Raw genomic sequence first — 25,841 nt, forward strand, 5'->3', positions numbered from 1 at the left:
TGTCCGGGTCTCTTCGTGCCGTGCGGGGCGTTGCTGGCCGGGCTGGTGTGCTGAAGGCATGGACGAAAACGAAGAGACCACCGCGCCGCCCGCTCCCCGGACTCCCGCCACGTCGGAGCCGGCGCCGGAGGCGCCGATCCACGAACGGATGCTCGACCTGGCCGCGCTGCTGATCCTGATCACCATGGCGACGGGCGTCTTCATGCTCGCGGGCCCCGAGGCGTTCACCGCGGTCACCAGTGTCGGGTTGGGGCTGTTCGCGGCCTGGCGTGGCCGGCCGCCGAGACCGTGAGTCGCGGTGGAGACCCCGACGGTTACCGATGGTCGCCTCCTGTTGATGGGGCTACGCGAGGCGACCCTCGGGCCCACGCGCGATCCATCGAGCGATCCCCGTATGGATCGGCGGGGCGGGCCGACGCCGATCCATCACCGAGCGGCGCACCCGGCGTCGGGACTTATCCGACGGATGCCCCCTTGGATGTCCCGGCGGTCTTGTGCTGGCCGAGCTCTCTCGGACCTGTCTGGCACCGCCCGTGCGTGGCCTGGGCAAGACGCCCTCGCCCCCTGAAGTCGGTGGTCGACCACCTACGAAGAGTGAGCGCTCTCCCCGCTGGGATCACCAATCGCGCCATGCTCAGCCACCCACAGGAATGTGGCGAACTTTCTCGACAACGGTTACATGTACCATCCAATCCGCGGTATGCTTTCGCAATGTCTGAGCTGCAAGAAGAGCCAAAGCGTGATCGCACCGGGGTCGAGCTGTTCGCGGGGGCGGGCGGCCTGGCCATGGCGGTCCATCAGGCGGGCTTCCGGCCATTGCTGTTCAATGAGTTCGCGCCGCGAGCCTGTCAGACCCTGGAGGCGAACGGGGCGAAGCCTCGGGGAGACGAGGAACGCATCCCCGAGCCTGGGGAGCCGTGGCCGCTGGTCGCGGGCGACGTCCAAGACCTGGACATGAGCTATCTGCTCGGCCGTGTAGACGTGCTCGCCGGCGGCCCTCCGTGTCAGCCCTTCAGCCTCGGGGGGATCGCGAAGGGGGACGAGGACAAGCGGAACATGTTCCCGCAGATGTTCAAGGCGATGCGCCAGATCCGACCCAAGGCCGTGATCTGCGAGAACGTCGTGGGACTTCTTAGGCCATCCTTCAAGCCGTACCTCGAGTACATCCTGCGTGAGATGGAGATGCCCTTCGAGCTGCGGGACCCCAATACCCCTTGGCAGAGGCACAATCAGGACCTCATGGACCTCATCGAGGCCAGAGACAGGGCTTCGGGTGACCCGGCGGAGCGCTACAAGGTGGTGATGACGCGCGTGAACGCCGCGGACTACGGCGTCCCGCAGATCAGGCATCGCATCATCATCGTCGCCTTCCGGGAGGACCTCGGTGTCGACATCGAGCAGTTCAAGGAGGATGTACTTCCCCAGTACTCCGAGGAGGCGCTCTTCCGGGCGATGCTCGATGATTCCGAAGACTCCTACTGGAGCCGCCATCCCGAGGTTCCCGAACCCGTGCGCGCCGCGGCCAAGGCCAGGGCCAGGACAGGGATCGCTAAGGGCTCCGCGCTCATCTCGGACGGATTGAAGCCCTGGCGGACCTTCCGGGACGCCATCGCCGGCATCGACGAGAACGAGGGTAATCCGCTGCCGAAGATCACCTGGGACAGGCTCGACCGCCAGGAGCATCGCGCTGGGGGATTCACTGACCACATCGGGTGGCCCGGGGCTCGGATCTATAAGGGGCACACACCCAATGAGCTGGACCGTCCCGCCAAGACCGTGAAGGCTGGCGTGCACGGCGTCCCTGGCGGGGAGTCCGTGATGCTGACCGATGATCTGGAGACTCCGGAAGGCACCACCTACAAGCACAGGTATATGACCGTGAGGGAGACTGCCCGCGTCATGACCTTCCCCGACGATTGGAAGCTTGAAGGACCTCGTGGGGAGAAGATGCGGCAGCTCGGCAACGCGGTCCCGGTGAAGCTCGGCGCGGTATTCGCCAATGCGGTGGCCAAGGCCCTTGATACGGCGTCGGGGCCGACGACGTGATTGACGTCTCGAAGCCGCCTCAGGGTCGATGGAACGACAGGTTGCCCCCCGATCGCGCCTGGAAAGGGCGGCCGGGAAGGACCCGGAAGGCGCTGTCCGCTGAACAGGACAAAGCGGCGGGTGGTCGCCATCGGCGTGAGGTTGTCCTGGGAGACGGCCGCGTGGTTCACGCCTCGGTCTCCTTGAGGGTCCTACCCAAGACGCGGCGTATCCGCGCGTCACTACGCTGGGGCGATGGGAGGAAGTCCCCGGAGCGCTATCTGGGGGAGGTCGAACACGACAGCCGTGGAGCCAACCTCGCTGAGGGGTGGCGGCTGGCCTGGGCTAAGGGCCTTTTGCGGGAGCACGCCCTGCCGGAGGGCTCGACGGCTTCGACGCCGGCGGTCCGTGCCTCCATGAAAGGCAACCGTGGAAGGGACACAAAGCCCGAGAAGGTACTCAGGTCCCTCCTCTTCAAGGAAGGGCTTCGCTACCGGGTCAACGCACCGCCCGTCCAGGGCCTCCGACGTAGCGCGGATGTGCTGTTCCCGAAGGCAAGAGTCGCGGTGTTCGTCGACGGCTGCTTCTGGCACGTCTGTCCGGAGCATCATCGGCCGGCGACGAAGAACAAGGAGTTCTGGACGGAGAAGTTCACCGAGAACCAGCGGCGGGACGCCGAGACCAACCGGATCCTGGAGGAAGCGGGCTGGACGGTCATCCGGGCTTGGGAGCACGAGGCGCCGGACAAGGTGGCGCGACGGGTCATCTCAGCGGTCCGCCGTGCGACCGCCTAGCTGCGCCTACAGCTCCTCACCATGCAGTAGGTCGTCCATAGCGTCGGTCAACCTGCGTAGGACGATGCGGCCGTCACCATCGCTGTATGCGAGGACGGCACTCCCCGCGTCGAGACCGGCCTCGGCGAGGATCCCCAAGGGGATCTGCACCTGGCCGCTCGCATCGATTGTGACCTGCGCGGGTTCCCGGATCATGAGGTGATTCTCGCACGCTGTGAACCGTGGGGGCGGGGTGCGGAGTGGGTTCCAGCGGGGGTTTCGAGATCTATGTCCCGCGGGTACCGGTGCCGCCCATTAGGGTTGACGCCATGCTGGTGGATGCACCGGGACCGGGACCGGTGGGGGCGTCTAGACACTGGTGGGCGCGCTTCGCGTCTGCCGGCAACGCGTTTGTTCACGACGAAGACGGGGGCCGACTGTGACCGCGAGCCAGTACATCAATGTCACGCCACACCCGCGCATCTTGGGTGTGCTGGGCGACATCGAGTTCTCTCACTGGCAGTGCCTGGCCGAGTTGATCGACAACTCCTTCGACGAGTTCCAGGCGGCCGCCGGGACTGTGGACCGACCCTCGGTCGCGATCTCGCTCCCGCCGGCGAACTCGCAGCGTGCGACGGCTGAGATCAAAGTCCAGGACAACGGCCGGGGCATGAGCCTGGAGGCCGTCACCAACGCCATCAGCGCGGGTTGGACGAGCAACGGTCGACATGGTTCCCTCGGCCTGTTCGGCATGGGCTTCAACATCAGCACCGCCCGGCTTGGTCGACGTACCACGGTACGCACCAGTCGTGCGGGCGATCCGGACTGGATCGAGGTGACCTTGGATCTGGCGCGGATCGCCAACTCCTCCGAGTACCAGGCGCCGTACCGCTTGACGCCCAAGGCCAATCGTGACGAGCACGGCACCACGGTCACGATCAGCGAGCTCAAGCAGGAGCAATACGCGACACTCTGCCGCCCTCAGACGCAGACCGTGATCAGGGAGAAGCTCGGAGACGTCTACAGCTACCTGCTGGCGGAGAAGGGCTTCCTGCTCACGCTCAACGGCAAGAAGGTCAGGCCACGCCTGCCCTGTGTCTGGGATGAGAAGCGGACCGTCACCCGCCAGGGCGTGGAGATCCATGCCGTACAGAGGATCGACCGCGTTCTGAGCACCAAGAACGCGTGCATGGCGTGCGGATACTGGAGCACCGCCGATGCGGAGCACTGCGAGGAATGCGGACAGGACCGCCTGGAACTGCGGGAGCGCAGGATCTGGGGCTGGATCGGGATTCAGCGCTACCTCCACCGCACCGACTACGGGCTGGACTTCCTCCGTAACGGGCGCAAGATCATGCTCAAGGACAAGCGTGCCTTCCACTGGGAGGACGAGGACGGCATCGCGGAGCCGGAGCTGGAGTACCCCATCGACTCCGGGGCCGTACAGATGGGCCGGATCGTCGGTGAGATCCATTGCGACCACGTCACTCCGAACTATCAGAAGACCGCCTTCGAGTTCGATACAGCCGAATGGCGTCAAGTGCTGCGCGAGGTCCGCGGAACCAGCCCCCTCCGCCCTAAGATCGCCAAGAACCTTGGGCTGCCCGAGAATCGCAGCCCTCTCGCCCTGCTCTACGCGGGCTTCCGCCGCCAGGACCCGGGGCTCAACTACCTGATCCCCGGCGATGGGCGTAACGCTCTCCACGAGACGGCGGTGAAGTGGGCCGGCTTGATGCGGAAGGGCGGCTACGAGTACCAGACCGATGAGGTGTGGTACCGCGCCGCTCATCAGCACGACAACCCGATAGCGGTGGACCCGCAGCCGGAGAATGACGACATCCTCCCCGGGTTCGGGGCTGGACTCCTCGACCTCGATGACGAGCCGGAAGACGGTGCGGCGCCGGGTGCGACTGGCATGACCGCAGGTGGTCAAGAACCCCCCGAGGGCGAGGTCGCACCGGCGGAGACGCTGGACCAAAGGCTCCAGCGATACCGAGATAACGCCGACCCCATCGTGGACCTGACAGGCCCGTACTACCTTGAAGAATTGGGCCGCGTGGATCTGACGGCCTGGGCGGTCCGCGGACAGAATCTCGTCACCAAGGATGAGCGGCCCGCACCTGCGATCGTCTCGATGGTCCGAGCCCCACACCTCGATGTTTTCGTCGACACCGGCCACCCGCTCTTCCGAGAGCACGGGGCTGACTTGCGTGACCTGGCACTCGTCGAGGTCGCGGAGTTTATGCGGGTACGGGCCAACATCGTCTCGATGCCCTTGAGTGAGATCGTGGCGCAGCTCAAGAGCCACACCTCCAGTCCTCGGCTGACGCCGGCGGCGACGGCGGAGGAGTCCGAGAGGCTGCTGGAACAGGTGCGCATGGCAATGGTGGCGCCAGTCTCGGCGAACCCAGCGGTGCACTGGCTACTACTCACGAAGGATGAACGAGCCGATGCTGAGCGTCGGTTCGCGGTCGAGGCCGGCGGAACGTCTCCTTGGAACGACGCGATCTCCAGCGGTGAGTTCATCCGCTATGTCCCGGCCAGTGCGGTCATCCGTATCATCCAGGACTCCCCGGAGACTTTCCTCGACGGCTGCGTCTTCAAGCGCGGGTACATCGCTCTGAGCGATCCCGGCGCTCGGGCGCTCGTCGTGGAACGACTGATCAACCCCTTGGGGGACCTCGCGCTCCTGGAACAGCACCGTCCACGCCTCGACGTGGAGGAGCTGTCCCGGATCAGGATCAGCTGCAGACTCATCGCGCGCGACCTCGCCGACAACACATAGGGGGGGAGCGGAATGCGATTCCTTGACGCCGCCTCGCTGCTGGACTCGGGCCCACTGCAGTTCCCTCGCCGCATCGAACGCCTCCTGTGGCACTTGGGCTTCTCCGATGTGTCCAACATCGATGGTTCCGGTGACGAGGGAGGCGACATCCTCGCCCTCCACAAGGGCGAGACCTGGGTGATCCAGTGCAAGTGGAAGCGGCACGGAGCCGTAGGGGCCGACGCGGTGGATGAGGTCGCTCGTGCCCGGGATCACTATCGCGCCCACAAAGCCGTCGTCGTCACCAACACCCGCTTCAGCCCTGACGCCCGGAAGCGGGTGGCGAATCTGGCACGCCTCGGTCCTGGAATCCTCCTGTGGGGCGGAACCGACCTGACGACCAGCTTCGACCGGGTACCGCCCCGCTTTGGCCGAGTGACACCACGGCCGTACCAGACCGAGGCACTTCAGGAACTGACCGCCGATCTCGACGCCTCAGGTCGTGCGCTCCTCGTCCTGGCCACCGGCCTGGGCAAAACGGTCGTCGGAGGCGAGATGATCGCGGCGCACCTGCGACGTGTCCCCCAGGACCAGGTCCTGGTCGTCGCGCACGCGAAGGACCTCGTCCAGCAACTAGAGCGGGCCCTCTGGCGGCACCTTCCCAAAGATGTCCCGACGCGGCTCCTCACGGGTGACACCCGCCCCGACGATCTCTCCGGCCTCACCTGCGCGACGGTCGGCTCGGCGCTGTCGGCCGCGCGATTCGGATACCGCCCAGGCCTCGTCATGATCGACGAAGCGCACCACGTAGGGGAAGAGGGCCAGTACGACGAGCTGCTGGAACTCCTCAGCTCGGCGAGGCACCTGGGCGTAACGGCGACCCCATGGCGCGGTGACAAACACGACATCACCCATCAGCTCGGTGCCCCCAGCTTCAGCCTGGGGATCGAGGAGGGCATGCGGCGCGGCTACCTCGCCCAGGTCGACTACCGCCTGTTCGTCGACGACATCGACTGGGACATCGTCCGCGAGGCCAGCGACCACTCATACGGGCTGGCCGAACTCAACGCCAAGCTGTTTTTGCCGCAGCGGGACGAAGCCATCCGCGACGAGCTGGCCACCGCGTGGGCCGGCACGCGTAATCCCCGGGCCATCGTCTTCTGCCGCACTATCGAACACGCCGAGCGGCTCGCTGACATGCTGCGACGCACCCCTCTTTGGTCAGGCGCCCTCGCCATCCACGCGGGACTCGCCAAGAGGGAACGACAGAACCGCCTACTCGCCTTCCGGGCCGGCGAAGTGCCCATCCTGACGGCGATCGACATCCTCAACGAGGGCGTCGATGTGCCGGACGTGAATATCCTCTGCTTCGCGCGAGTCACTCACTCCCGCCGCATCTTCGTTCAGCAACTTGGGCGAGGCCTCCGCTTGCGCGAGGGAAAGGAGCGGGTCACAGTGCTGGACTTCGTCAGCGACCTCCGCCGCATCGCCGCCGCGCTCAAGCTCAAACGCGCGCTCGACGGAGACGGCGAGATCGAGACCCTGGCGAAGATCACCCCGTCGAACATCGACTTCAGCGACCAGAAGGTGGCCACCCTCATGGACGAGTGGATCAAGGATGCTGCCAGTCTTGAGACCGCGTACGACGAGCACCGACTCCAGTTCCCCTCCACCCGCGCCCCCCAGGAGTAGTCACCGTGGCCTTGCAGCATCTGCCTGCGCCCATTCGCGAGCGCCTTCTCATCGAGATCTACCAACAGGCCAACGATATGGACTGGGAGTTCTTGAGTAACGCCGAGAAGACGAATCAGTACCGGCGATGGATCGAGGACCCCAAGGTTGGCGGCGTCCTGCTCGCCTACGGGCCGGAGAAGGACGCCAGGGTCTGGATCAAGGACGTCCCCATGAAGGAGTACGCCCGAGCGCAGGAAGGGATCGGGAGCTATGTCCGCTATGCGGTAAATCGATTCCAGGGTCCGGAGGAAATTGTTCGTGCGGCATGTGGCAGCGGCTGGGTGATTAAGCCCGATTCGGTTGGGGAGAAGCCGAACCACTGCTACGCCGTCGCTGGCGAGGCCACTCGATACATTTGCTGGGGCCGCGCCGCGAACTTCCGCGACCTCATCTGGGCCGCGCTGAACGAGGCCATCGACTCGACGGAGCGGCCCGCGATCGTCATCACGACCCGCAATGGCGAGACTGTCTCCACGGCCGAGCGCACGCGCCAGGATCGCCTCGCGTTGCGTTGTGGAGCGGACCTGCGGTACCTGCATCGCGAGATTGTCCCCAACCCGGACTACCTCGGGGTGACGGACGGTAGCCGCAGCCAATTGCAGCCCACGCTCCTGGACTAGCCACCGGTCCATTCGACCAGCCTCCCCTCTGGGAGGCAGGGCGGCACCGTGTTCACGGATGGCCAGTAGTGCGGCGAAGGCGGCGAACTCACTGGTCAGACGTCCTTTACCTGCGCCCGCCCGTTCTATCAGACTCGGCTATTCCGGCACGGATCGCAGCTGCTCGGTAGGCGCCAGTGGCCGTCGGTCAGATCAGGCGCGGTGCGCGGGCGGACTGGGCAGAACACGGCATGCGTCTGGGCCCTCGTCATACCCGGCCAACTGCGTTCGCAGCTGCTCAGCCTTGGCCTCGGCCCTGCGGAGCCGGCGCTCCAAGACATCGCGGGCCGGCGGTGCCTGGTACTCGGGCTTCGGTGCCTCATTGCGCGGAGTGAGCCAGCCCACGCGCTGGTACGCCACGATCACGCGAGCGTGGGGGCACGTATAGCACTGCCGTTCCTGACTCGGAATCGGCCAGCCTGACGCCAACATGCGGCAGGTGTGCTCACGTTGGTGCTCGGGTTCAAGGGTCGGATTGGAGATCAAGAGCTGCTCGAATTCCTCGGTCATCTGCTGCACCCTGGAGGCGTCGGCCAAGCGAGGCCCGTCGGCCGGCTTCCAGTCGAGGGTTGGCGCTACGACCTCTTCGAGGTGTCCGCAGTCCAGCGTGACCTTCCAAAACGCCGAGGTATGGGGTTCCTCGTGGCGCAGCACGGCCCACACTTCGGCATCGGCCCAATCGGGTGGCTCCGCCGGGTCGGCGGGGAAGCTCACCTCTCGCCGGTCTCCCCACTCGACGATGCCGCGGTAGGGAACATGACCGGCCTCTTCGTGCCAGCAATACAGCTGTCCCGGCGGCAATGCTTCGCCATCACCGGGAGCTCGCCACTGCCTTTCACTCGGCGGGGTGCCGTCGCCTGGTGTCATGAGCTCCTTGATGCAAGCGCAATCAAGCTGAACCCGCCAGCGGTAATACCGGTCCGGGTCCGGCGCGAAGAACGGCCACAGCACCAGAGGGATCGTCCTGCGGCGATCGGCGTTGAACTTCTCGTACTCGCGCAGGACGTCCGTTCGCTGCTTCGCCCGGCCGGGCAGTCTGCGCGCTAGAGCAGGTGGGCGCATGTCAGCGGCGGGGTCTGCCACGTTCAGGTCCTCTCGCCGTGCGAACCGCTGCGGCCGACGGTAGGGCCCCTGAGATCGGCCTGGGAGGAAGATGACGCTCGCTTCGCCCGAACGGAGGAAGAACTCGCTGACGCCCCTCGCGGTCCGGATGGATCGCGAGTGATCACCGGCGGGGGCGTCGGTGGCTGGGAGCCGACTGGGAGCCGATCTGCTCCCCGAGCCCCTTTGGGACTCCCCCAGACCGTCCGAGGCCAACGCTCTGACCTGGGGAAACGTCGTTCGCGCTGGTGGGGATCTTGGGTGGACCTCATTCGGGACGAAGAGGTCGTGGGTTCAAATCCCGCCACCCCGACACTGAAGTACCAGGTGAGAGCCGGTGCAGAGAAATCTGCACCGGCTCTCTCTGCGTTTGGGCGGCTGTGCAGGTCGGGCCGCTACGCAGGAGGGCAGGGCGGGCCGCCGGCCGCCGCCGTCAGTAGGGGCGGGGGGACATGATGTGCGGCTCGATGGCCGGGGCCTCGAAGATGCAGCGGGGTACACCCGGCCCGGGCGTCGCGCGGACGGAGACCTGTGTCGGCGGATCCGTCGGCAGCTCGACGTGCACGGTCACCGGGTGGTCGTCGTGCGTCGTGGCATGTCCGGTCTCCTTGCCGTCGACCAGTACCTCCACGACGGCGGTGTGCCCGGTCTGGACCGTGGCGCTGACCGAGTGCCCGTCGTGGTCGATGTGGAAGTGATGGCGCCGACCCATGAGATCGCCTCCCGGCAGTACCCCCCTCATGACAAGCGTAGCGACGGGAGCGCGGGACGGCCCCGCGTCGCGCCGGTGACCGCACTCCCCACTCCTCGCATACCCGCTCGGCGCCGGCCGGCAGCGCCGGCCCGGGAGAAGTGACCGGGCTCACGGCTCCTCAGCGGCGGCGAGCCGGGCGAGTTCGGCCCGGGCCAGGGTCAGGAAGGCCGCGGAGGGCCGGGCCGCCACGCTGCGCGCCTCGGCCAGGCCGTCGAGGTGGCCGAGGAGCGCGTCCAGGGTGGGGAAGGGGCCGACCGGGCGGAGCAGCCACAGGCGCCCGCGCGGGCGGGGCGGGAGCCCGAGCTCGGCGAGGGCCTCGTCGGCCTCGCGGTCGAGGTCGCGCAGGTCGGGCTCGGGCAGCGGGGCGCACTCCACGCCGGTGATGTGGCCGTGGCCGTCGAGGGCGGTGTCCACCGCCCAGTGGGTGGAGCGGTCGGGGATCCAGGTGCGGTCCGCGGGGGGCCAGACGTACGGGAGGAACACCCAGCGCAGGTCGTCGGGCGCCGGCTCCCAGCCGAGCACCTCCAGTTCCCGCATCTCGGGCAGCCGGTCCGGCTCCAGTTCGCTACGGCCGGTGCGGCGCAGTGCGAGCGGGTGCGGTGTTCCGTCCTCGTCCCACGACATGCGGGCACGCTATCCGACCCGGTGTCCGATATGTGTGACCCCCGCATACGACCTACGCGCGCATCCGGTCGAGGGGGTTCGCCGCGATCCGGGTGGCCGCGCCACCGGCCACGTACGCGGCCGCCGCGCACTCGGGCTTGCGTACCGCCTGGTCCTCGACGAGTGCGAGGAACGCGGCGCCGAAGCCGCTCCGCGGGTACGCGGCGAGGAGGTCGGCCGTGAAGGCGGGGTCGAACTCGGCGACGCGCAGGCCCGAGACGTCCGCACTCGTACCGACCTGCAGCAGGTGGCTCTCCACGTCCGCGGCGGCGCTCACGTCGTCCCGCATGTGCAGGACGATAACCTCCTCGGCGCGCGCCCGGCGGGCCGCCGGCCAGCCCAGGCCCGCCGTCAGGACGCGCGCGACGTGGCCGCCCGCCTCCTCGAAGGGCAGGGTGTGGCTGTCGAAGGGCGCGGTCAGGCCCAGATCGTGCACCAGGGCGCTGACGTAGAGGAGTTCCGCGTCGTACGCCAGCCCGTGCTGCTCCGCGTACCGGGCTCCGAAGGCGTAGGAACGGACCGAGTGGTTCAGGAGAGTCGTGTCCGCGTACTCCGAAGCGATCTCGAGAGCTGCGCGGGCCGATGCTGTGTCAAGCGTCCACGTCTTCATGGGGCGTCAGCGTAGGCGGCGGCTGAAATCGATCTCGGACGGGGGCTCCCCCGGCCAGTTCAGCCGGGTCGGGGCGGGCGGGGTCTCGGCGAGGACGGTGCCGCGCGAGACGACGTACCGCGGGCGGACCTGGCGGCGGATCGCCTCCTCCGGCGACGGCGCAGGGAGCAGTACGAAGGAGGCGGGGGCGCCCGCGGTGACGCCGTACTCCGTCTCCGCGAGGCCGAGCACCCGCGCCGCGCGCTCCGTCACCATCGAGAAGGCCAGCGGGATCTCGTCGGCGCCGGTGAGCTGGGCGGCGTAGAGCCCGACGAGGGCGGTCTGCAGCGGGTTGGCGGTGCCCAGCGCGTTCCAGGGGTCCATCACGTCGTCGTGGCCGAAGGCGACGTTGACCCCGGCGGCGAGCATCTCCTTGACCTGGGTGAGGCCGCGCCGCTTGGGATAGGCGTCGAAGCGGCCCTGGAGACCCAGGTTGGCGAAGGGGTTGGAGACGAGGTTGATGCCGGAGCGGGCGAGCAGGCGCTGGAGCTTGTAGCTGTACGCGCCGTTGTAGGAGCCCATGGCCGTCGTGTGCGAGGCCGTGGCGCGCCCCCGCAGCCCCGAGCGCAGGGCCAGGGTGGCCAGCACCTCCACGAAGCGGGACTGCTCGTCGTCGATCTCGTCGCAGTGCGCGTCCACCCGCAGGCCGTGTTCCTCGGCCAGGGCGAAGGCCGTGTGCAGCGAGGCGAGGCCGTCCTCGCGGGTGTCCTCGAAGTGCGGGATGGCTCCGACGACGTCCGCCCCGCGGGCGACGGCCTCGCGCAGCAGCCCCTCTCCGCCCGGGAAGGAGACGATGCCCTCCTGCGGGAAGGCCACGATCTGCAGGGTCATGAACTCCCGCACCCGGTCGCGCACCTCCAGCAGGGCTTCGAGTGCGGTGAGGTCCGGGTCGGTGACGTCGCAGTGGGTCCGCACGTGCAGCACCCCGTGGGCGGCCTGCCAGCGCAGTACCTCCGTGGCCCGCGCGATCACGTCCTCGCGGGTCAGGGTCCGCTTGCGCTCGCTCCAGCAGGCGATGCCCTCCCAGAGGGTGCCGGAGGCGTTGGGGCGCGGCTCGCCCACGGTCAGTGCCGTGTCGAGGTGGATGTGCGGCTCGACGAAGGGAGGCGTGAGCAGGTCCCCGTGGGCCTCGATGAGGATGCCGGTGACCGGTGGTTCCTTCTGGTCGTCGTACGGGACGACCCGTGCGATGCGGCCGTCCTCCGCGACCTCGACGTCGGACAGGCCGTGGGTGTGCAGCAGCCGGGCGCCCCGGACGATCATCCGCATGGCGCCAGCCTAGACAGAGCTCGGGCGGAGCGGGCCTAGCCGCGCTTGGCCTGGGCCTTCTGCTGCATGCCGCGCGTCTTCGCGGCGGTGTTGTGGAGGTCCCTGACCGCGGCTTTGGCACGGGCCTCGGCGGCCGTGTTCTTCGCCAGCGCGCGCTCGGAGTCCTGGTGGCTGTGGTGGCCGGTGCGGGCCTTCTTGGCCATGATCGTTCCTCCTCGGACGGGACGGCCGACGCGTTCCACTCTCCGCCCGTTCGCAGGGGTCGGCATCCCGGGGACCGCTGCGGCCACAATGGGGCGCATGACCAGCGACAGTGAGACGACCCCCGACATGCCCGACTGGGAGAAGCGGTTCCGGGCACCGCGCGTCGGGCTCCCCGACTGGGCGGAGGACGCCCCCGACCGTTCGCTCTTCGTGTCCAACGCGACCGGAACCTACGAGATCTACGCGTGGGACCGCGCCACCGGCGCGCAGCGGCAGGCCACGGACCGCCCCAACGGCACCACCGACGGGACCCTCTCCCCGGACGGCGAGTGGATCTGGTGGTTCTCCGACACCGACGGCGACGAGTTCGGCACCTGGGTGCGCCAGCCCTTCGCGGGCGGCCCCGACGAGCCGGCCACCCCGGGCCTGGAGCCCTCGTACCCCGCCGGGCTGGCCATCGGGCGGGACGGGACGTCCGTCGTGGGGCGCTCCACCGACGAGGACGGCTCGACCGTGCACGTGGTCCGGCCGGACGGCTCCGCGCCCACCGTGATCTACCGGCACCGGGAGTCGGCCGGCGTCGGCGACCTGTCCCGCGACGGGACGCTCGTGGCCGTCGAGCACACCGAGCACGGCGACGCGATGCACTCCGCCCTGCGCGTCCTGACCCTGGACGGGACCACCGTCGCCGAGCTGGACGACTCCCGGGGCGGGTCCGAGGAGCTGGGTCTGGAGGTCCTCGGCTTCGCGCCGGTCGTGGGCGACACCCGGCTGCTCGTCGGCCATCAGCGGCGCGGCCGCTGGGAGCCGATGGTGTGGGACGTGGCCACCGGTGCCGAGCAGGAGCTCGCGATCGACCTGCCGGGCGACGTCAGCGCGGAGTGGTACCCGGACGGGTCCGCGCTGCTGGTCGCGCACAGCTTCGAGGCGCGCAGCGAGCTGTGGCGCTACGACCTGGCCGCGCGCGAGCTCGTACGCGTGGACACGCCCGCCGGGTCGGTGTCGGCGGCCACCGCGCGGCCCGACGGGACGGTGGAGTACCTGTGGTCCTCGGCCGCCGAGCCCTCGGCGGTACGGTCCACCGCGGGCGGGATCGTCCTGGACCCGCCCGGTTTCCGGGCGCCCGGCTCGCAGCCCGTCGAGGACGTGTGGGTCGAGGGCCCGGGCGGGCGGATCCACGCGCTCGCGCAGCGGCCGGCGGGTCACGGCGAGGGCCCTTTCCCGACGGTCTTCGAGATCCACGGCGGGCCGACCTGGCACGACAGCGACTCCTTCACGTCGGCCCCGGCGGCCTGGCTGGACCACGGGTTCGCCGTGGTGCGGGTCAACTACCGCGGTTCGACGGGTTACGGGCGCGAGTGGACCGACGCGCTCAAGCACCGGGTCGGGCTGATCGAGCTGGAGGACATCGCGGCGGTCCGGGAGTGGGCGGTCTCCTCCGGCCTCGCGGACCCGGCGCGCATGGTGCTGTCGGGCGGTTCCTGGGGCGGGTACCTGACGCTGCTGGGCCTGGGCACGCAGCCCGACGCCTGGGCCGTGGGCCTGGCCGCGGTGCCGGTGGCGGACTACGTGACGGCGTACCACGACGAGATGGAGGCGCTGAAGGCGCTGGACCGCACCCTCTTCGGCGGTACGCCTGAGGAGGTCCCGGACCGCTTCGAGGCGTCCTCGCCGCTGACGTACGTGGACGCCGTGAAGGCGCCCGTCCACATCGCGGCGGGCGTGAACGACCCGCGCTGTCCGATCCGCCAGATCGACAACTACGTGGACCGGCTGACCGCGCGCGGGGCGGTGCACGAGGTGTACCGGTACGACGCCGGGCACGGTTCGCTGGTGGTGGAGGAGCGGATCAAGCAGGTCCGGATGGAGCTGGAGTTCGCGCTGAAGCACCTGCCGCACTGACCCTGCGGGAGGGCGACCGGTGCACCCCCCGTACGGTGGTGGGGTGCACCGGTTTCTCCTGACCCCGCGCTGGTGGGGGATCAACGTCTTCGTCGCGCTCGCCGTTCCCTTCTGCCTGTTCATGGGGTCCTGGCAGCTCGGCCGGTTCGAGGACCGTGTCGACAGCCACCGGGAAGCGAATGCGGAGCGGCCCGCGGACCAGGTGGCCACCCCGCTGGAATCGCTGCTTCCGGTCGACAAGACGACCTCCGGACGGCTGGCCTCCACGGCCGGGGAGTACGCCGACCAGCTGCTGGTGCCCGAGCGCCGGCTGGACGGCGAGTCCGGGTTCTACGTGCTGACCCTGCTGAAGACCGACTCCGGCAAGGCCGTCCCGGTGGTCAGGGGCTGGCTTCCGGGGGTGGCGGATCCCGCGAAGGCGCCGGCCCCGCCGACCGGCCGGGTCGAGGTCACCGGGGCCCTGCAGTCCTCGGAGAACTCCGGCACGAAGGGGGTCCACTCCCAGGGCGGGCTGCCGGCCGGGCAGCTCGGCGTGATCGGGGCGGCCTCGCTGGTCAACATCGTCCCGTACGAGCTGTACGACGCCTGGCTGACCGTGCAGACCCCGTCGGAGGGGATGATTCCGGTGCCTGCCCAGGCGCCGACCAACACCGGGCTCGACCTGAAGGCCTTCCAGAACCTCGGCTACACCGGCGAGTGGTTCGTCTTCGTCGCCTTCGTGCTCTTCATGTGGTTCCGGCTCTACCGGCGCGAGGTGGAGACCATCCGCGACGCCGAGGCGGGCCTGCTCGAACCCGCCGCGTAGCGACTCGGGCCCACCGGGGTCACCGCGTCCGCCGGACCCGCCGGACCCACCGCGTCCGCCGGGCCCGCCCTGGACCGGAAGAACCGGTCAGGTCAGCGGGATCGCGCCCGTCCGGTACACCGTGCCGCCGCAGGCCTCGGGGATCGTCGTCCGAGTGGTCGTGGCCCCCGACTGCGGGGTGTGCGAGACGGCCACGCCGGCCGGGGCCGGGGAGGCGCCCGCCTGCGGTTCGACGGCCGCCGCGTCGCCCGTGCCGCCGGTGGTGCCCGCCGGTTCGGTCTGCGGGGACTTCCCGCCCGCGTCCGGGTTCGCCGGTGCGCAGGCCTCCCCCGACGGCACCCACGCGAAGCGGACCTCGTACGCCGTGTTCGGCGGGAGCACCAGCGCCGGAGCGGCCGCCGCCGGGTCGGGCAGCAGCCCGCTCGCCGGATCCCCCGCCTTGTGGCCGACCACGGCGACCCCGGAGGCCGGGCCGGACCCGGTACCGGGCGCCGGTGCCGCCGTCAGGGTGTCCTGGCCGCTGACGGCGCAGCCCTGCGCCGAGACGTTGGTGACCCGGAAACTGCCGTACACCCTGCCGTCGGTCTCCGGGGCCCGGGCCGAGCCCACCACCCCGAGCTGGTCCGCCCCGCACCCGGGTACGCCCGGCGCCGCGACCGGCGGCAGCGGGCCCGGGCCCACCGCCGAGCCGCCGGAGCCGGCCGGTCCGCCGGAGGTCCCGGCGCCCGACGGGCCTGCCGCGAGTCCGGCCTCCGGAGTGCCCGCCGTGGCGTTCGGCCGCCCGGTGACCCCGCCCACGGCCGGGACTTCGCCGAAGGAGGGGGTCGGCCTCGGCAGGGACCCGAAGCCGTTCTGGTGGGGGTCGGAGGTCAGCGTGTCGTGCTTGTCGCCCGTGGCCGCGCCGTGCCCGGCCATGGCCGGATGGTCCTGTGCAGCGCCCTGGGCCCCGGACAGGTGCAGGGCGGCCGGGATCGCGGACCCGGCGAGCAGCACGGCCGCGGCGGCGCCGACGAAGGCGGCCCGGCGGTTGCGGGTCCGGCGCGCGGGGACGGCGTCCCGTAGCCGCTCCAGCGCGCCCGCGGAGGGCTGGAGGCCCTCGACGGCCCCGCGCAGGAGGACGCGCAGCTCTTCTTCCCCGCTCGCCCCGCCGGACGGTGTGTGGTCGTCCATCATGACTGCGCAGCCTCCATCGCCACCCGCAGCGCGGCAATGCCCCGCGATCCGTACGCCTTCACCGAGCCGAGCGATATGCCGAGCGTCTCGGCGACCTGGGACTCCGTCATGTCCGCGAAGTAGCGCAGCACGAGCACCTCGCGCTGGCGGCGCTGCAGCCCACGCATCGCCTTGATCAGATCGTCCCGCTCCAGCTGGTCGTACGCGCCTTCTTCGGCGCTCGCCATGTCAGGCATCGGCTTCGAGAGGAGCTTGAGGCCGAGGATGCGGCGGCGCAGGGCGGACCGCGACAGGTTCACGACGGTCTGGCGCAGATACGCCAGGGTCTTCTCCCGGTCACGGACCCGGTTCCGGGCGGAATGCACCCGGATGAAGGCCTCTTGGACCACGTCCTCGCAGGAGGCGGTGTCGTCGAGGAGCAGTGCGGCCAGGCCCAGGAGCGAGCGGTAGTGCGCCTGGTAGGTCGCGGTGAGGTGGTCGACGGTGGTGCCGGCCACCACTTCGGCCACCGCTTCGGTCGCCTCGACGGCTTCGACCGCCTCGGCCGTCCCTGCCGCCTCGCTCTTGCCGCTCCCGTCCGTGTCAGCGCTGTCGCGCTGCGCGGGCACGAGGCCGCCCCGGATCGGTACGGCGGTCCGTACGGGCGTCTCCGACGGCCCCGCCGGCGGGACGGGCACGATCACGGGAAAACCGCCGCCGGGCACACGGGAGCCCCGGCGCGACGGGATGATCCCGATCCCCGCCGGCCGGACGGCCGGTTCGAGCAGTGTCTCTGCCACGCCGGTTGGACACGCGTCCCCCCATCAGGGTTGTACGCGTGAGGCATCCTCACCAGCAAAATCCCTATTGCCCTCATACGTACCCGCTCTTCCCGATTGCCCCGTCTTTATCGAGACGGCAGTCGGGCCATCACCTTGATCAAGGGATCAGCACCGATCCTACAAAGCGAATTACGCAAATTCACCTGCGATCAGTTCCGCGATCTGTGTGGCATTCAGCGCCGCGCCCTTGCGCAGATTGTCGGCGCACACGAAGAACTCCAGGGCGTTACGGTCGTCGAGCGAGACCCGTACCCGGCCCACCCAGGCGGGATCCGTCCCGGCGGCGTCCACGGGGGTGGGGAACTCCCCGGCCGCGGGGTCGTCCACGAGCACCACGCCGGGCGCGGCCTCCAGGATCTCCCGGGCGTGCGAAGCCGTCACCTCGTGCTCGAACCGGGCCCGTACGGTCAGCGAATGCCCGATCAGCACGGGCACCTGTACACAGGTCACCGACACCGGGAGCTGCTCCAGCTGCAGGATCCGGCGGGTCTCCCCGCGGACCGCCAGCTCGTGCGAGGACCAGCCGTCCGCACGGAGCTCACCGGACCAGGGCACGACGTTGAGGGCGAGCGGGGCCGCGAAGGGACCGGTGTCCTCGCCCACGGCCCGGCGTACGTCCCCGGGCTGCTCGCCCAGCGAGGTGCCGGCGACCAGCGACTGCTGGCGGCGCAGCGTCTCGGAGCCGGCGCGGCCGACGGCGCTCGCGGCCTGGTACGAGGAGACGGCCAGGTCGCAGAGGGAGTACTCGGAGTGCAGCGCGCCCAGGGCCGCGATCATGGTGGCGGTCACGCAGTCCGGGCCGGCGACGATCCCGCGCGGCCGGATCCGTACCGCGTGCCCGTTGACCTCGGGCACCACCAGCGGAACCTCGGGGTCCTCCCGGAAGGCGGCGGACAGGTCGATGACGACCGAGCCGCGCGCGGTGACCACGGGAGCCCACCGGGCCGATACGTCGGCCGGGGTGAGGAAGAGGGCGATGTCACCCGGTCCGAGGCCGTCGAAGGCGTCCTCGGTGAGGGCGATCACCTCGGTCTCCTCCGCACGGACGGCCAGCATGCGGCCGGCCGAGCGCGCGGAGGCGATCAGGCGGATCTCACCCCAGACGTCCGCCCGCAGGGACAGCATCTGGAGCAGGACCGAACCGACTGCTCCGGTCGCCCCGACCACGGCGAGTGCCGGGCCGGAGGACCGGGTGCGGGTCATCGTCCGGTGCCTCCGTAGACGACCGCTTCGGCGCTGTCGGAGTCGAGGCCGAAGGCCGTGTGCACGGCGCGGACGGCCTCGTTGACGTCGTCCTGGCGGGTGACGACCGAGATGCGGATCTCGGAGGTCGAGATCAGCTCGATGTTCACGCCCGCGTCGGACAGCGCCTGGAAGAAGGAGGCGGTGACGCCCGGGTTCGTCTTCATGCCCGCACCGACCAGGGAGATCTTGCCGATCTGGTCGTCGTAGCGCAGGGAGTCGAAGCCGATCGCGCCCTTCGCCTTCTCCAGGGCCTCGATGGCCTTGTGGCCCTCGGTCTTGGGGAGGGTGAAGGAGATGTCCGTGAGGCCCGTGGAGGCCGCGGAGACGTTCTGCACGATCATGTCGATGTTGATCTCGGCGTCCGCGATGGCACGGAAGATCGCTGCGGCCTCGCCCGGCTTGTCCGGGACACCGACGACCGTGATCTTGGCTTCGGAGACGTCGTGCGCGACTCCGGAGATGATGGCGTGCTCCACCTGCGCGTCCCCTTGCGGATTCTCGTTGCTGACCCAGGTGCCCGGCAGTCCGGAGAAGGACGAGCGGACGTGGATCGGGATGTTGTAGCGGCGCGCGTACTCGACGCAGCGGTGCAGCAGCACCTTGGAACCGGAGGCCGCGAGCTCCAGCATGTCCTCGGAGGAGATCCAGTCGATCTTCTTCGCCTTCTTCACGACGCGGGGGTCCGCGGTGAAGACGCCGTCGACGTCGGTGTAGATCTCGCAGACCTCGGCGTCCAGCGCCGCGGCGAGCGCGACGGCGGTGGTGTCCGAGCCGCCCCGGCCGAGGGTGGTGATGTCCTTGGAGTCCGCGGACACACCCTGGAAACCGGCGACGATGGCGATGTTGCCCTCGTCCAGCGCGGTGCGGATCCGGCCCGGCGTGACATCGATGATGCGCGCTTTGTTGTGGACCGAGTCGGTGATCACGCCTGCCTGGCTACCGGTGAACGACTGGGCCTCGTGGCCCAGGTTTTTGATCGCCATGGCCAGCAGGGCCATGGAGATCCGCTCTCCGGCGGTCAGCAGCATGTCGAACTCACGCCCGGCAGGCATCGGGGATACCTGCTCGGCGAGATCGATCAGCTCGTCCGTCGTGTCGCCCATCGCGGAAACCACGACGACCACCTGGTGGCCGTTCTTCTTGGCATCCACGATCCGCTTGGCGACACGCTTGATGCCCTCGGCATCGGCTACGGAGGAGCCTCCGTACTTCTGCACGACAAGGCCCACGTGCGCTCCTCGCTCAATCCGTCTCATTGCTGGTGCAGTCTAACGAGCGACCGGGATCCGACCGCCTCGTACCACATCATGAGACGAGAAGATCAGAGAATGAGTTCCCGGTCCGGCCGCCCGGTTCACCCGGGTGCGGCGCCGAGTCCGCTCAGGCGCGCCCGAGGCCGCCGAGTTCCTCGGCCATCACCTGTCCGGCCTGTTCCGCGAGGTCGTCCTCGGTCAGGTCCTCGTCCGTGTCCAGGCCGTCCAGCGCCGCCAGCGGCTGGTCCAGGCGTACGTGGGCGATCAGCGACTGGAGGGCGCGCAGGGTCGCCGAGGCCGTCGGACCCCAGTTGGTGAAGTACGAGAACTGCCACCACCACAGCGCCTCGGTGATGCGGCCCGACTGGTGGTGGATGAGCCCGTGCCGCAGGTCGGCGACCACGTCGGCCAGGTCGTCGGAGATCCGGTGGGCCACCGGAGCCTTGCGCGGCTCGTACGGGTCGAAGACCTCGGAGTAGACGTCGACCGGCTCCAGCATGACCGCGAACCGCTCGCGCAGGTCGTCCACGTCCGGCTCCGGGCCGAGATCGGGCTCGTAGCGCTCGTCGGGCAGGACGTCCTGGTACGCGCCCAGCCGGCCGCCCGCCAGCAGCAGCTGGGACACCTCCAGGAGGAGGAAGGGCACCGCGCTGTCCGGGTCCTCGCCCTTGGCCACCTCGGTGACCGCAACGATGAACGACTCGATCTGGTCCGCGATCGAGGCGGCGAAGTCGTCCGGATCCTGGCCGAGGGCGTGCAGCGTTGCGTCAGACATCGAGAAGTCGCCTTCCTTCAAAGGCCCGCCCGAGCGTGACCTCGTCCGCATACTCCAGATCTCCCCCGACGGGGAGTCCGCTGGCCAGGCGGGTGACCTTCAGGCCCATGGGCTTGATCATGCGGGCGAGGTAGGTGGCGGTCGCCTCGCCCTCCAGGTTCGGGTCGGTGGCGAGGATCAGCTCGGTCACCTCGCCGTCCGCGAGGCGCGCCAGCAGCTCGCGGATCCGCAGGTCGTCCGGGCCGACGCCCTCGATCGGGCTGATCGCGCCGCCGAGGACGTGGTACTTCCCCCGGAACTCGCGCGTCCGCTCGATCGCGACGACGTCCTTCGGCTCCTCGACGACACAGATGACCGTGGTGTCCCGGCGCGGATCGCGGCAGATGCCGCACCGCTCCTCCTGCGCCACGTTCCCGCACACCGCGCAGAACCGGACCTTGTCCTTGACCTCCAGCAGCGCGTGCGCGAGGCGGCGGACGTCGGTGGGCTCGGCCTGCAGGATGTGGAAGGCGATCCGCTGCGCGCTCTTGGGCCCGACGCCGGGCAGCCTGCCCAGTTCGTCGATCAGGTCCTGAACCACGCCTTCGTACAACGGACTGCCTTCTTTCGTGGGGTGGGGTGAGGAGGGGCTAGAACGGGAGGCCGGGGATACCGCTGCCGCCGCCCAGGCCCTGGGCCAGGGGGCCCAGCTTCTGCTGCTGGAGCGCCTGCGCATTCTCGTTGGCCGCCTGCACCGCGGCGACCACCAGGTCGGCGAGCGTCTCCGTGTCCTCGGGGTCCACGGCCTTCGGGTCGATCACCAGCGCGCGCAGCTCACCGGAACCGGTGACGGTCGCCCTGACCAGGCCGCCGCCGGCCTGACCCTCGACCTCGGTCCGTGCGAGTTCCTCCTGCGCGGCCGCGAGATCCTGCTGCATCTTCTGGGCCTGCTGGAGCAGCTGCTGCATGTTGGGCTGGCCACCACCGGGAATCACAGGGCACTCACTCCATACGTCGTTACGTCGAGACCTTCGGAACGCTGGTCAATCCGAGCCTACGTGCTCCCCGGGCGCCGCGCCCTACGCCGTGAGGACCAACTCTTTCGAGTGAGAGACGGGGCATGCGCGTACCTGCTGGAGACCTCCTTGCGGGCGGAAAACCCGGGAATCGTCGCCCATCGCCCGTCTTTCGAAGGTAGGAAGAGCATGCGCATCATTGCGCACACGCGCACCACCACACGTCAGCGCAGGCAGAGGGAGTGCCGGGTGAGCCAGCCGGAGATGCAGCCCGAGGGGCCACCCCGGGATCCCCGGGAGGAAGGCGGCGGACCGATGGCGGCGGGCGATCTGACCGGCCGGCCGTTCCCCCTCGGAGACTGGGGCGAGCCCGCCGAGCGGCTCGACGAGCTCTACCGGCGGGTCGAGGCCGACGCGCTGCGCACCGCCGAGTGGTACCTGTCCGACCGGGCGTGGAAGCGGCGCGGTGCGCGCGTGCTGCGCGCGGGCGCCGCCGTGGGCGCCGTCACAGGTGCCTCGATGCCGCTGCTGGAGCTGACGGGGTCGATCCCGGGCGCCTCCACGTACGGCTACCTCGCGCTGCTGCTGGGCGCGGCCGCGCTGGCCTGCGACCGGTTCTTCGGACTGACGTCCGGGTGGATGCGGGACGTGGCCACGGCGCAGGCGGTGCAGCGCCGGCTCCAGACCCTCCAGTTCGACTGGGCCTCGGAGAACGTGCGCGAGGTGCTCGGCCCCACCGAGGGCACGGCCAGCGAGGCGGCGGAGCGGTGCCTGACCGTGCTGCGCCGCTTCTCGGAGGACATCACCGAGCTGGTGCGCTCGGAGACGGCGGACTGGATGGTGGAGTTCCGGGCCGGGCCGGCGCCGCTCGTGATGCAGTCGCTGGGGGCCTCCGGGGGGCGCACGGACGCGAACATCCCGCCCGCCCGCTTCCCGCTGCCGCCGGGCACCAGACCGAACATGCCCCGGCAGCGGCCGCCGGAGCAGCCGCGCTGAGACGGGCGGGGCCGGGGTTCCGCGCAGCGGACCCGTACCCCGCCCGCCGGACCCGCTCAGCTGAAGATGATCATCGATCCCTGGCCGAGGCTCCGCGTCGCGGCCGCATGCAGGCCCAGCCACACGTGCCGCTCACGGGCGAAAGGGCTGTCGTCGTACGGAATGGGCCCCGCCGGCTCCTCCAGCATCGTCGGCCGCCCCGGGGGCGCCGGCGCGGCGGGCGGGTTCCCCGGGTCTATCCCGATGGCGGGGGCCACGAACAGCAGCTCACGCAGCAGCCCCTGCGCGGACCCGAGCGGGCCGCCCCCGGCCAGCAGCTCCTCGTTCGCCAGCGGAGCCGTGAAGTCCACCGGCACGTACGCCCCGGCGTGGTCGTAGTGCCAGACCAGGTGCGACTGCTGGGCGGTGGGCTCGAACATCTCCAGCAGCTGCTCGTAGTCCCCGCCCAGCTCGTCCACCGGGGTCACGGGCAGCCCGCAGAGCTGGAGCATGTACGCCCGACGCAGGAAATGCAGGGCGTCGTAGTCGAAGCCGGCGACCGGGGCGACGTCCCCGCTCAGGCCCGGCATGTACGCGAACACGGGCACGGACGGCAGTCCGGCCGCGCCCAGCGCCCTGTCGTACGAGGCGATCTCTTCCGCGAAGGGGTTGTCGGGGCTGTGGCACAGCACGTCGACAAGGGGGACCAGCCAAAGGTCACAGGCCACTCGGCCTCCGATCAGTCGTTGCCGCCGATCCGGCCAGCGTAGTGGGCCGGACACCCTCCGCGAAGGGGTGCGCAGAACCTCGGGCTCCGGCGGGCCCCGCCGGGCCTCGGCGGCCGATGCCGGACACGCCGGGAGTCGTCGGGAAACGTCGGGACTCGGCAGGCCTGGTCGGGCCTCGTCGGGCCTCGTCGGGCCTCAGAGGCGGGCGGCCCAGGCCAGCGCGTGCTCGTTGTAGCCGCGTACGATGCCGCGCACCGCGTCGGCGTCGGCCAGCGTGACCGCGTCCACCAGCTCGCTGTGGCCGTCCCACAGCGCCGCCCGCAGCTGCTGCTCGCGCTGGAGGTGGGGGACGGCGAAGACCCAGCACTGCACGCGGATGCGGTGCAGGAACTCGGATATGTAGGTGTTGGCGACCAGCCCGCTCAGCTCCCGCCAGAAGCGCAGGTCGTAGCCGATCAGCACCTCGAGCGAACCGCTCTGCGCGGCCCGCCGGGCCTCCTCGCCCCTGCGGCGCACCGACACCAGCAGCTCGCCGGAGCCGGGGGCGGTGCCGCGCTCGGCGAGGCGGCGGAAGATCCCGTCCACGACGAGCGCGCGGGCCTCGATCATGCCCCGGAAGTCGTCCACGGAGAAGATCCGCACGCGGAAGCCGCGGTGCTGGACCAGTTCGAGCAGCCCTTGGGCCGAGAGGTCCACGAGTGCCTCGCGCACCGGGGTGGCGGAGACCTCGTACTGCTCGGCGATCTGCTTGACGGTGAACTCGGTCCCCGGAGGCAGGCGTCCCGCGAGCACCTCGTCACGCAGCGCGTCCGCGATCTGCTGGCGAAGTGTGTTGCGGGTGACAGCTCCGCTGCCTGGCATAGGGGTCCGTCTCCTGTCGTAGAGCTTCGGACACCATAGGCCAGACAACCCGGCTGAAAACCGATCGGTAGCCAACCGATATCCGACATCCGCACCGGCATCCCGCACCCGCGGTGCGGATGCGGGTGCCGGATGCGGGACGCGGGTGAGGCTGCGGGCGCGGGCGAGGGCCGGGTCAGCCGGCCGTGGTGTGGCGGTCGGCGACCGTCAGCGCCTCGTCCAGCAGGGCCAGGCCCTCCTTGGCCTCCGCCTCCGTGGCGTTGCACGGCGGGACCACGTGGGTGCGGTTCATGTTCACGAAGGGCCACAGGCCCGAGGCCTTGCAGGCGGCAGCGAACTCGGCCATCGGCGCGTTGTCCGCCCCGGCCGCGTTGTACGGGACGAGCGGCTCGCGCGTCTCCTTGTCCCGTACGAGTTCCAGGGCCCAGAAGGTACCCAGGCCGCGGACCTCGCCGACGGAGGGGTGGCGCTCGGCGATCTCGGCGAGCGCCGGGCCGATCACGTTCTCGCCGAGGTGGGCGGCGTGCTCGACGATGCCCTCCTCCTCCATCGTGTTGATCGTCGCGACGGCGGCGGCGCAGGCCAGGGGGTGGCCGGAGTACGTCAGTCCGCCCGGGTAAGGGCGGGTGGCGAAGGTCTCGGCGATGGCGGACGAGATGGCGACGCCACCGAGGGGGACGTAGCCGCTGTTCACGCCCTTGGCGAAGGTGATCAGGTCGGGGGTGACGCCCCAGTGGTCGGCCGCGAACCACTTGCCGGTGCGGCCGAAGCCCGACATGACCTCGTCCAGGATGAAGACGATGCCGTGGCGGTCGCAGAGCTCGCGCACGCCCGCGAGGTAGCCGGCGGGCGGGGTCATGATGCCGGCGGTGCCGGGCACGCTCTCCAGGATGATCGCCGCGATGCTCTGCGGCCCCTCGAAGGCGATGGTGTCGGCGAGGTGGGCGAGGGCGCGGGCGCACTCCTCGGCCTCGGTGGTGGCGTGGAAGGCGGAGCGGTAGAGGTACGGGCCCCAGAAGTGCACGACGCCGGCGGAGGCCGTGTCGGAGGGCCAGCGGCGCGGGTCGCCGGTCAGGTTGATCGCGGCGGCGGTCGCCCCGTGGTAGGAGCGGTAGGTGGAGAGCACCTTGGCGCGGCCCGTGTGCAGACGGGCCATGCGGACGGCGTTCTCGACGGCCTCGGCACCGCCGTTGGTGAAGAAGATCTTGTCCAGGTCGCCCGGGGTCCGCTCGGCGATGAGGCGTGCGGCCTCGGAGCGGACGTCGACGGCGAAGCCGGGCGCGAGGGTGCAGAGCCGGGCGGCCTGCTCCTGGATCGCGGCGACGACCTTGGGGTGCTGGTGGCCGATGTTGGTGTTGACCAACTGGGAGGAGAAATCGAGGAACCGCTTGCCTTCGTAGTCCCAGAAATACGACCCCTCGGCCCCGGCGACGGCGAGGGGGTCGATCAGGGCCTGGGCGGACCAGGAGTGGAAGACGTGCTTCCGATCTGCGTCCTTCACGGTGGCAAGGGTGTGCGAGGTGACATGAGGGGTCATGTCGTCACGCTAGAAGTGCGCAGGTGGGGCGGGATATCGGCGGACTGTATGGGGGTGGGGGGCCACTCTCGGCAGTCTGTCTGCGAAGGGACTCCGACCCTCTGTCAGATTGACAGCATCCTGTCGTTATGACAGTCTATTGTCATCAGCAGGAACCACGCTGGAGGCGAAAGCAC

At 69.9% G+C, this 25,841-nt stretch carries 26 protein-coding genes; 9 read left to right on the top strand and 17 right to left on the bottom strand.

Going from position 1 to position 25,841, the window contains the following annotated elements:
• Nucleotides 1–58 precede the first annotated feature (58 nt).
• The 3 genes from Sspor_RS20885 to Sspor_RS40665 all read left to right on the top strand — a co-directional run bounded on the left by Sspor_RS20885 (nucleotide 59) and on the right by Sspor_RS40665 (nucleotide 2,819).
• Nucleotides 59–292, top strand: a complete 234-nt coding sequence (locus Sspor_RS20885; protein WP_202200496.1) for a hypothetical protein — start codon at nucleotides 59–61, stop codon at nucleotides 290–292.
• Nucleotides 293–711: 419 nt separating this feature from the next.
• A complete protein-coding gene (locus tag Sspor_RS20890) occupies nucleotides 712–2,046 on the top strand; it encodes a DNA cytosine methyltransferase (protein WP_202200497.1) in 1,335 nt (444 codons plus the stop codon).
• A gap of 161 nt (nucleotides 2,047–2,207) precedes the next feature.
• A complete protein-coding gene (locus tag Sspor_RS40665; RefSeq protein ID WP_237403948.1) occupies nucleotides 2,208–2,819 on the top strand; it encodes a very short patch repair endonuclease in 612 nt (203 codons plus the stop codon).
• A 6-nt stretch (nucleotides 2,820–2,825) separates the two neighbouring features.
• Here Sspor_RS40665 and Sspor_RS20900 read toward each other — a convergent pair whose 3' ends face one another.
• Complete coding sequence (locus Sspor_RS20900) at nucleotides 2,826–3,014, bottom strand: AbrB/MazE/SpoVT family DNA-binding domain-containing protein (RefSeq protein WP_202200498.1); 189 nt, start codon at nucleotides 3,012–3,014, stop codon at nucleotides 2,826–2,828.
• A gap of 223 nt (nucleotides 3,015–3,237) precedes the next feature.
• Here Sspor_RS20900 and Sspor_RS20905 point away from each other — a divergent pair, with 223 nt between their 5' ends.
• Genes Sspor_RS20905 through Sspor_RS20915 form a run of 3 tightly spaced genes read left to right on the top strand, consistent with a single transcriptional unit; the run spans nucleotide 3,238 to nucleotide 7,916 of the window.
• A complete protein-coding gene (locus Sspor_RS20905) occupies nucleotides 3,238–5,583 on the top strand; it encodes an ATP-binding protein (protein WP_202200499.1) in 2,346 nt (781 codons plus the stop codon).
• A gap of 12 nt (nucleotides 5,584–5,595) precedes the next feature.
• Nucleotides 5,596–7,254 carry a DEAD/DEAH box helicase family protein gene (locus Sspor_RS20910; protein ID WP_202200500.1) on the top strand — a complete coding sequence of 553 codons (1,659 nt, stop codon included), beginning with the start codon at nucleotides 5,596–5,598 and terminating at the stop codon, nucleotides 7,252–7,254.
• A 5-nt stretch (nucleotides 7,255–7,259) separates the two neighbouring features.
• Nucleotides 7,260–7,916, top strand: coding sequence for a hypothetical protein (locus Sspor_RS20915; RefSeq protein ID WP_202200501.1), 657 nt, complete (start codon nucleotides 7,260–7,262; stop codon nucleotides 7,914–7,916).
• A gap of 192 nt (nucleotides 7,917–8,108) precedes the next feature.
• On the opposite strand, the gene Sspor_RS20920 is transcribed toward Sspor_RS20915, so the two are convergent.
• The 6 genes from Sspor_RS20920 to Sspor_RS20945 form a co-directional block, all read right to left on the bottom strand.
• Entirely contained in the window at nucleotides 8,109–9,038 is a 930-nt protein-coding gene (locus Sspor_RS20920) for a hypothetical protein (RefSeq protein ID WP_202200502.1), read from the bottom strand.
• Nucleotides 9,039–9,489: 451 nt separating this feature from the next.
• Nucleotides 9,490–9,768 (bottom strand): hypothetical protein, encoded by a 279-nt coding sequence (locus Sspor_RS20925; protein WP_189743857.1) that lies wholly within the window; start codon nucleotides 9,766–9,768, stop codon nucleotides 9,490–9,492.
• A 150-nt stretch (nucleotides 9,769–9,918) separates the two neighbouring features.
• Complete coding sequence (locus Sspor_RS20930; RefSeq protein ID WP_202200503.1) at nucleotides 9,919–10,434, bottom strand: DUF5956 family protein; 516 nt, start codon at nucleotides 10,432–10,434, stop codon at nucleotides 9,919–9,921.
• A gap of 52 nt (nucleotides 10,435–10,486) precedes the next feature.
• Nucleotides 10,487–11,083, bottom strand: a complete 597-nt coding sequence (locus Sspor_RS20935; RefSeq protein ID WP_202200504.1) for an HD domain-containing protein — start codon at nucleotides 11,081–11,083, stop codon at nucleotides 10,487–10,489.
• A 6-nt stretch (nucleotides 11,084–11,089) separates the two neighbouring features.
• Entirely contained in the window at nucleotides 11,090–12,391 is a 1,302-nt protein-coding gene (gene codA / locus Sspor_RS20940; protein ID WP_237403949.1) for a cytosine deaminase, read from the bottom strand.
• A 35-nt stretch (nucleotides 12,392–12,426) separates the two neighbouring features.
• Nucleotides 12,427–12,594 (bottom strand): hypothetical protein, encoded by a 168-nt coding sequence (locus Sspor_RS20945; RefSeq protein ID WP_202200505.1) that lies wholly within the window; start codon nucleotides 12,592–12,594, stop codon nucleotides 12,427–12,429.
• A 97-nt stretch (nucleotides 12,595–12,691) separates the two neighbouring features.
• Between Sspor_RS20945 and Sspor_RS20950 the strand changes: the two genes are divergently transcribed.
• Both Sspor_RS20950 and Sspor_RS20955 read left to right on the top strand, forming a co-directional pair.
• A complete protein-coding gene (locus tag Sspor_RS20950) occupies nucleotides 12,692–14,497 on the top strand; it encodes a S9 family peptidase (protein WP_202200506.1) in 1,806 nt (601 codons plus the stop codon).
• 43 nt (nucleotides 14,498–14,540) lie between these two features.
• The gene (locus Sspor_RS20955; RefSeq protein ID WP_202200507.1) at nucleotides 14,541–15,302 is read left to right on the top strand and encodes an SURF1 family protein; all 762 of its coding nucleotides are present in this window, start codon (nucleotides 14,541–14,543) and stop codon (nucleotides 15,300–15,302) included.
• A gap of 87 nt (nucleotides 15,303–15,389) precedes the next feature.
• Here Sspor_RS20955 and Sspor_RS20960 read toward each other — a convergent pair whose 3' ends face one another.
• The 7 genes from Sspor_RS20960 to Sspor_RS20990 all read right to left on the bottom strand — a co-directional run bounded on the left by Sspor_RS20960 (nucleotide 15,390) and on the right by Sspor_RS20990 (nucleotide 21,543).
• A complete protein-coding gene (locus Sspor_RS20960; RefSeq protein ID WP_202200508.1) occupies nucleotides 15,390–16,475 on the bottom strand; it encodes a hypothetical protein in 1,086 nt (361 codons plus the stop codon).
• Complete coding sequence (locus tag Sspor_RS20965; protein WP_202203769.1) at nucleotides 16,472–17,179, bottom strand: SigE family RNA polymerase sigma factor; 708 nt, start codon at nucleotides 17,177–17,179, stop codon at nucleotides 16,472–16,474. The genes Sspor_RS20960 and Sspor_RS20965 overlap by 4 nt, the downstream gene beginning before the upstream one ends.
• Before the next feature lie 246 nt (nucleotides 17,180–17,425).
• Entirely contained in the window at nucleotides 17,426–18,499 is a 1,074-nt protein-coding gene (locus Sspor_RS20970) for an aspartate-semialdehyde dehydrogenase (RefSeq protein ID WP_202200509.1), read from the bottom strand.
• A complete protein-coding gene (locus tag Sspor_RS20975; RefSeq protein ID WP_030726444.1) occupies nucleotides 18,496–19,770 on the bottom strand; it encodes an aspartate kinase in 1,275 nt (424 codons plus the stop codon). Before Sspor_RS20975 ends, Sspor_RS20970 begins: the two co-directional genes overlap by 4 nt.
• A gap of 151 nt (nucleotides 19,771–19,921) precedes the next feature.
• Nucleotides 19,922–20,569: a DUF5063 domain-containing protein gene (locus Sspor_RS20980; protein WP_202200510.1), complete on the bottom strand. Its 648-nt coding sequence runs from the start codon at nucleotides 20,567–20,569 to the stop codon at nucleotides 19,922–19,924.
• Nucleotides 20,562–21,161: a recombination mediator RecR gene (recR, locus tag Sspor_RS20985; protein ID WP_030010802.1), complete on the bottom strand. Its 600-nt coding sequence runs from the start codon at nucleotides 21,159–21,161 to the stop codon at nucleotides 20,562–20,564. The genes Sspor_RS20980 and recR overlap by 8 nt, the downstream gene beginning before the upstream one ends.
• Nucleotides 21,162–21,198: 37 nt before the next feature.
• Nucleotides 21,199–21,543, bottom strand: a complete 345-nt coding sequence (locus Sspor_RS20990; RefSeq protein WP_094744798.1) for a YbaB/EbfC family nucleoid-associated protein — start codon at nucleotides 21,541–21,543, stop codon at nucleotides 21,199–21,201.
• 270 nt (nucleotides 21,544–21,813) lie between these two features.
• Here Sspor_RS20990 and Sspor_RS20995 point away from each other — a divergent pair, with 270 nt between their 5' ends.
• Complete coding sequence (locus tag Sspor_RS20995; RefSeq protein WP_202200511.1) at nucleotides 21,814–22,560, top strand: SLATT domain-containing protein; 747 nt, start codon at nucleotides 21,814–21,816, stop codon at nucleotides 22,558–22,560.
• A 56-nt stretch (nucleotides 22,561–22,616) separates the two neighbouring features.
• On the opposite strand, the gene Sspor_RS21000 is transcribed toward Sspor_RS20995, so the two are convergent.
• The 3 genes from Sspor_RS21000 to Sspor_RS21010 all read right to left on the bottom strand — a co-directional run bounded on the left by Sspor_RS21000 (nucleotide 22,617) and on the right by Sspor_RS21010 (nucleotide 25,665).
• Nucleotides 22,617–23,267, bottom strand: coding sequence for a putative DNA-mimic protein (locus Sspor_RS21000; RefSeq protein WP_202200512.1), 651 nt, complete (start codon nucleotides 23,265–23,267; stop codon nucleotides 22,617–22,619).
• A gap of 195 nt (nucleotides 23,268–23,462) precedes the next feature.
• Entirely contained in the window at nucleotides 23,463–24,128 is a 666-nt protein-coding gene (locus Sspor_RS21005; protein ID WP_202200513.1) for a GntR family transcriptional regulator, read from the bottom strand.
• Nucleotides 24,129–24,303: 175 nt separating this feature from the next.
• Nucleotides 24,304–25,665: an aspartate aminotransferase family protein gene (locus tag Sspor_RS21010; protein ID WP_202200514.1), complete on the bottom strand. Its 1,362-nt coding sequence runs from the start codon at nucleotides 25,663–25,665 to the stop codon at nucleotides 24,304–24,306.
• Nucleotides 25,666–25,841 lie beyond the last annotated feature (176 nt).

This window comes from Streptomyces spororaveus (genome assembly GCF_016755875.1).
Lineage (GTDB): Bacteria > Actinomycetota > Actinomycetes > Streptomycetales > Streptomycetaceae > Streptomyces > Streptomyces spororaveus.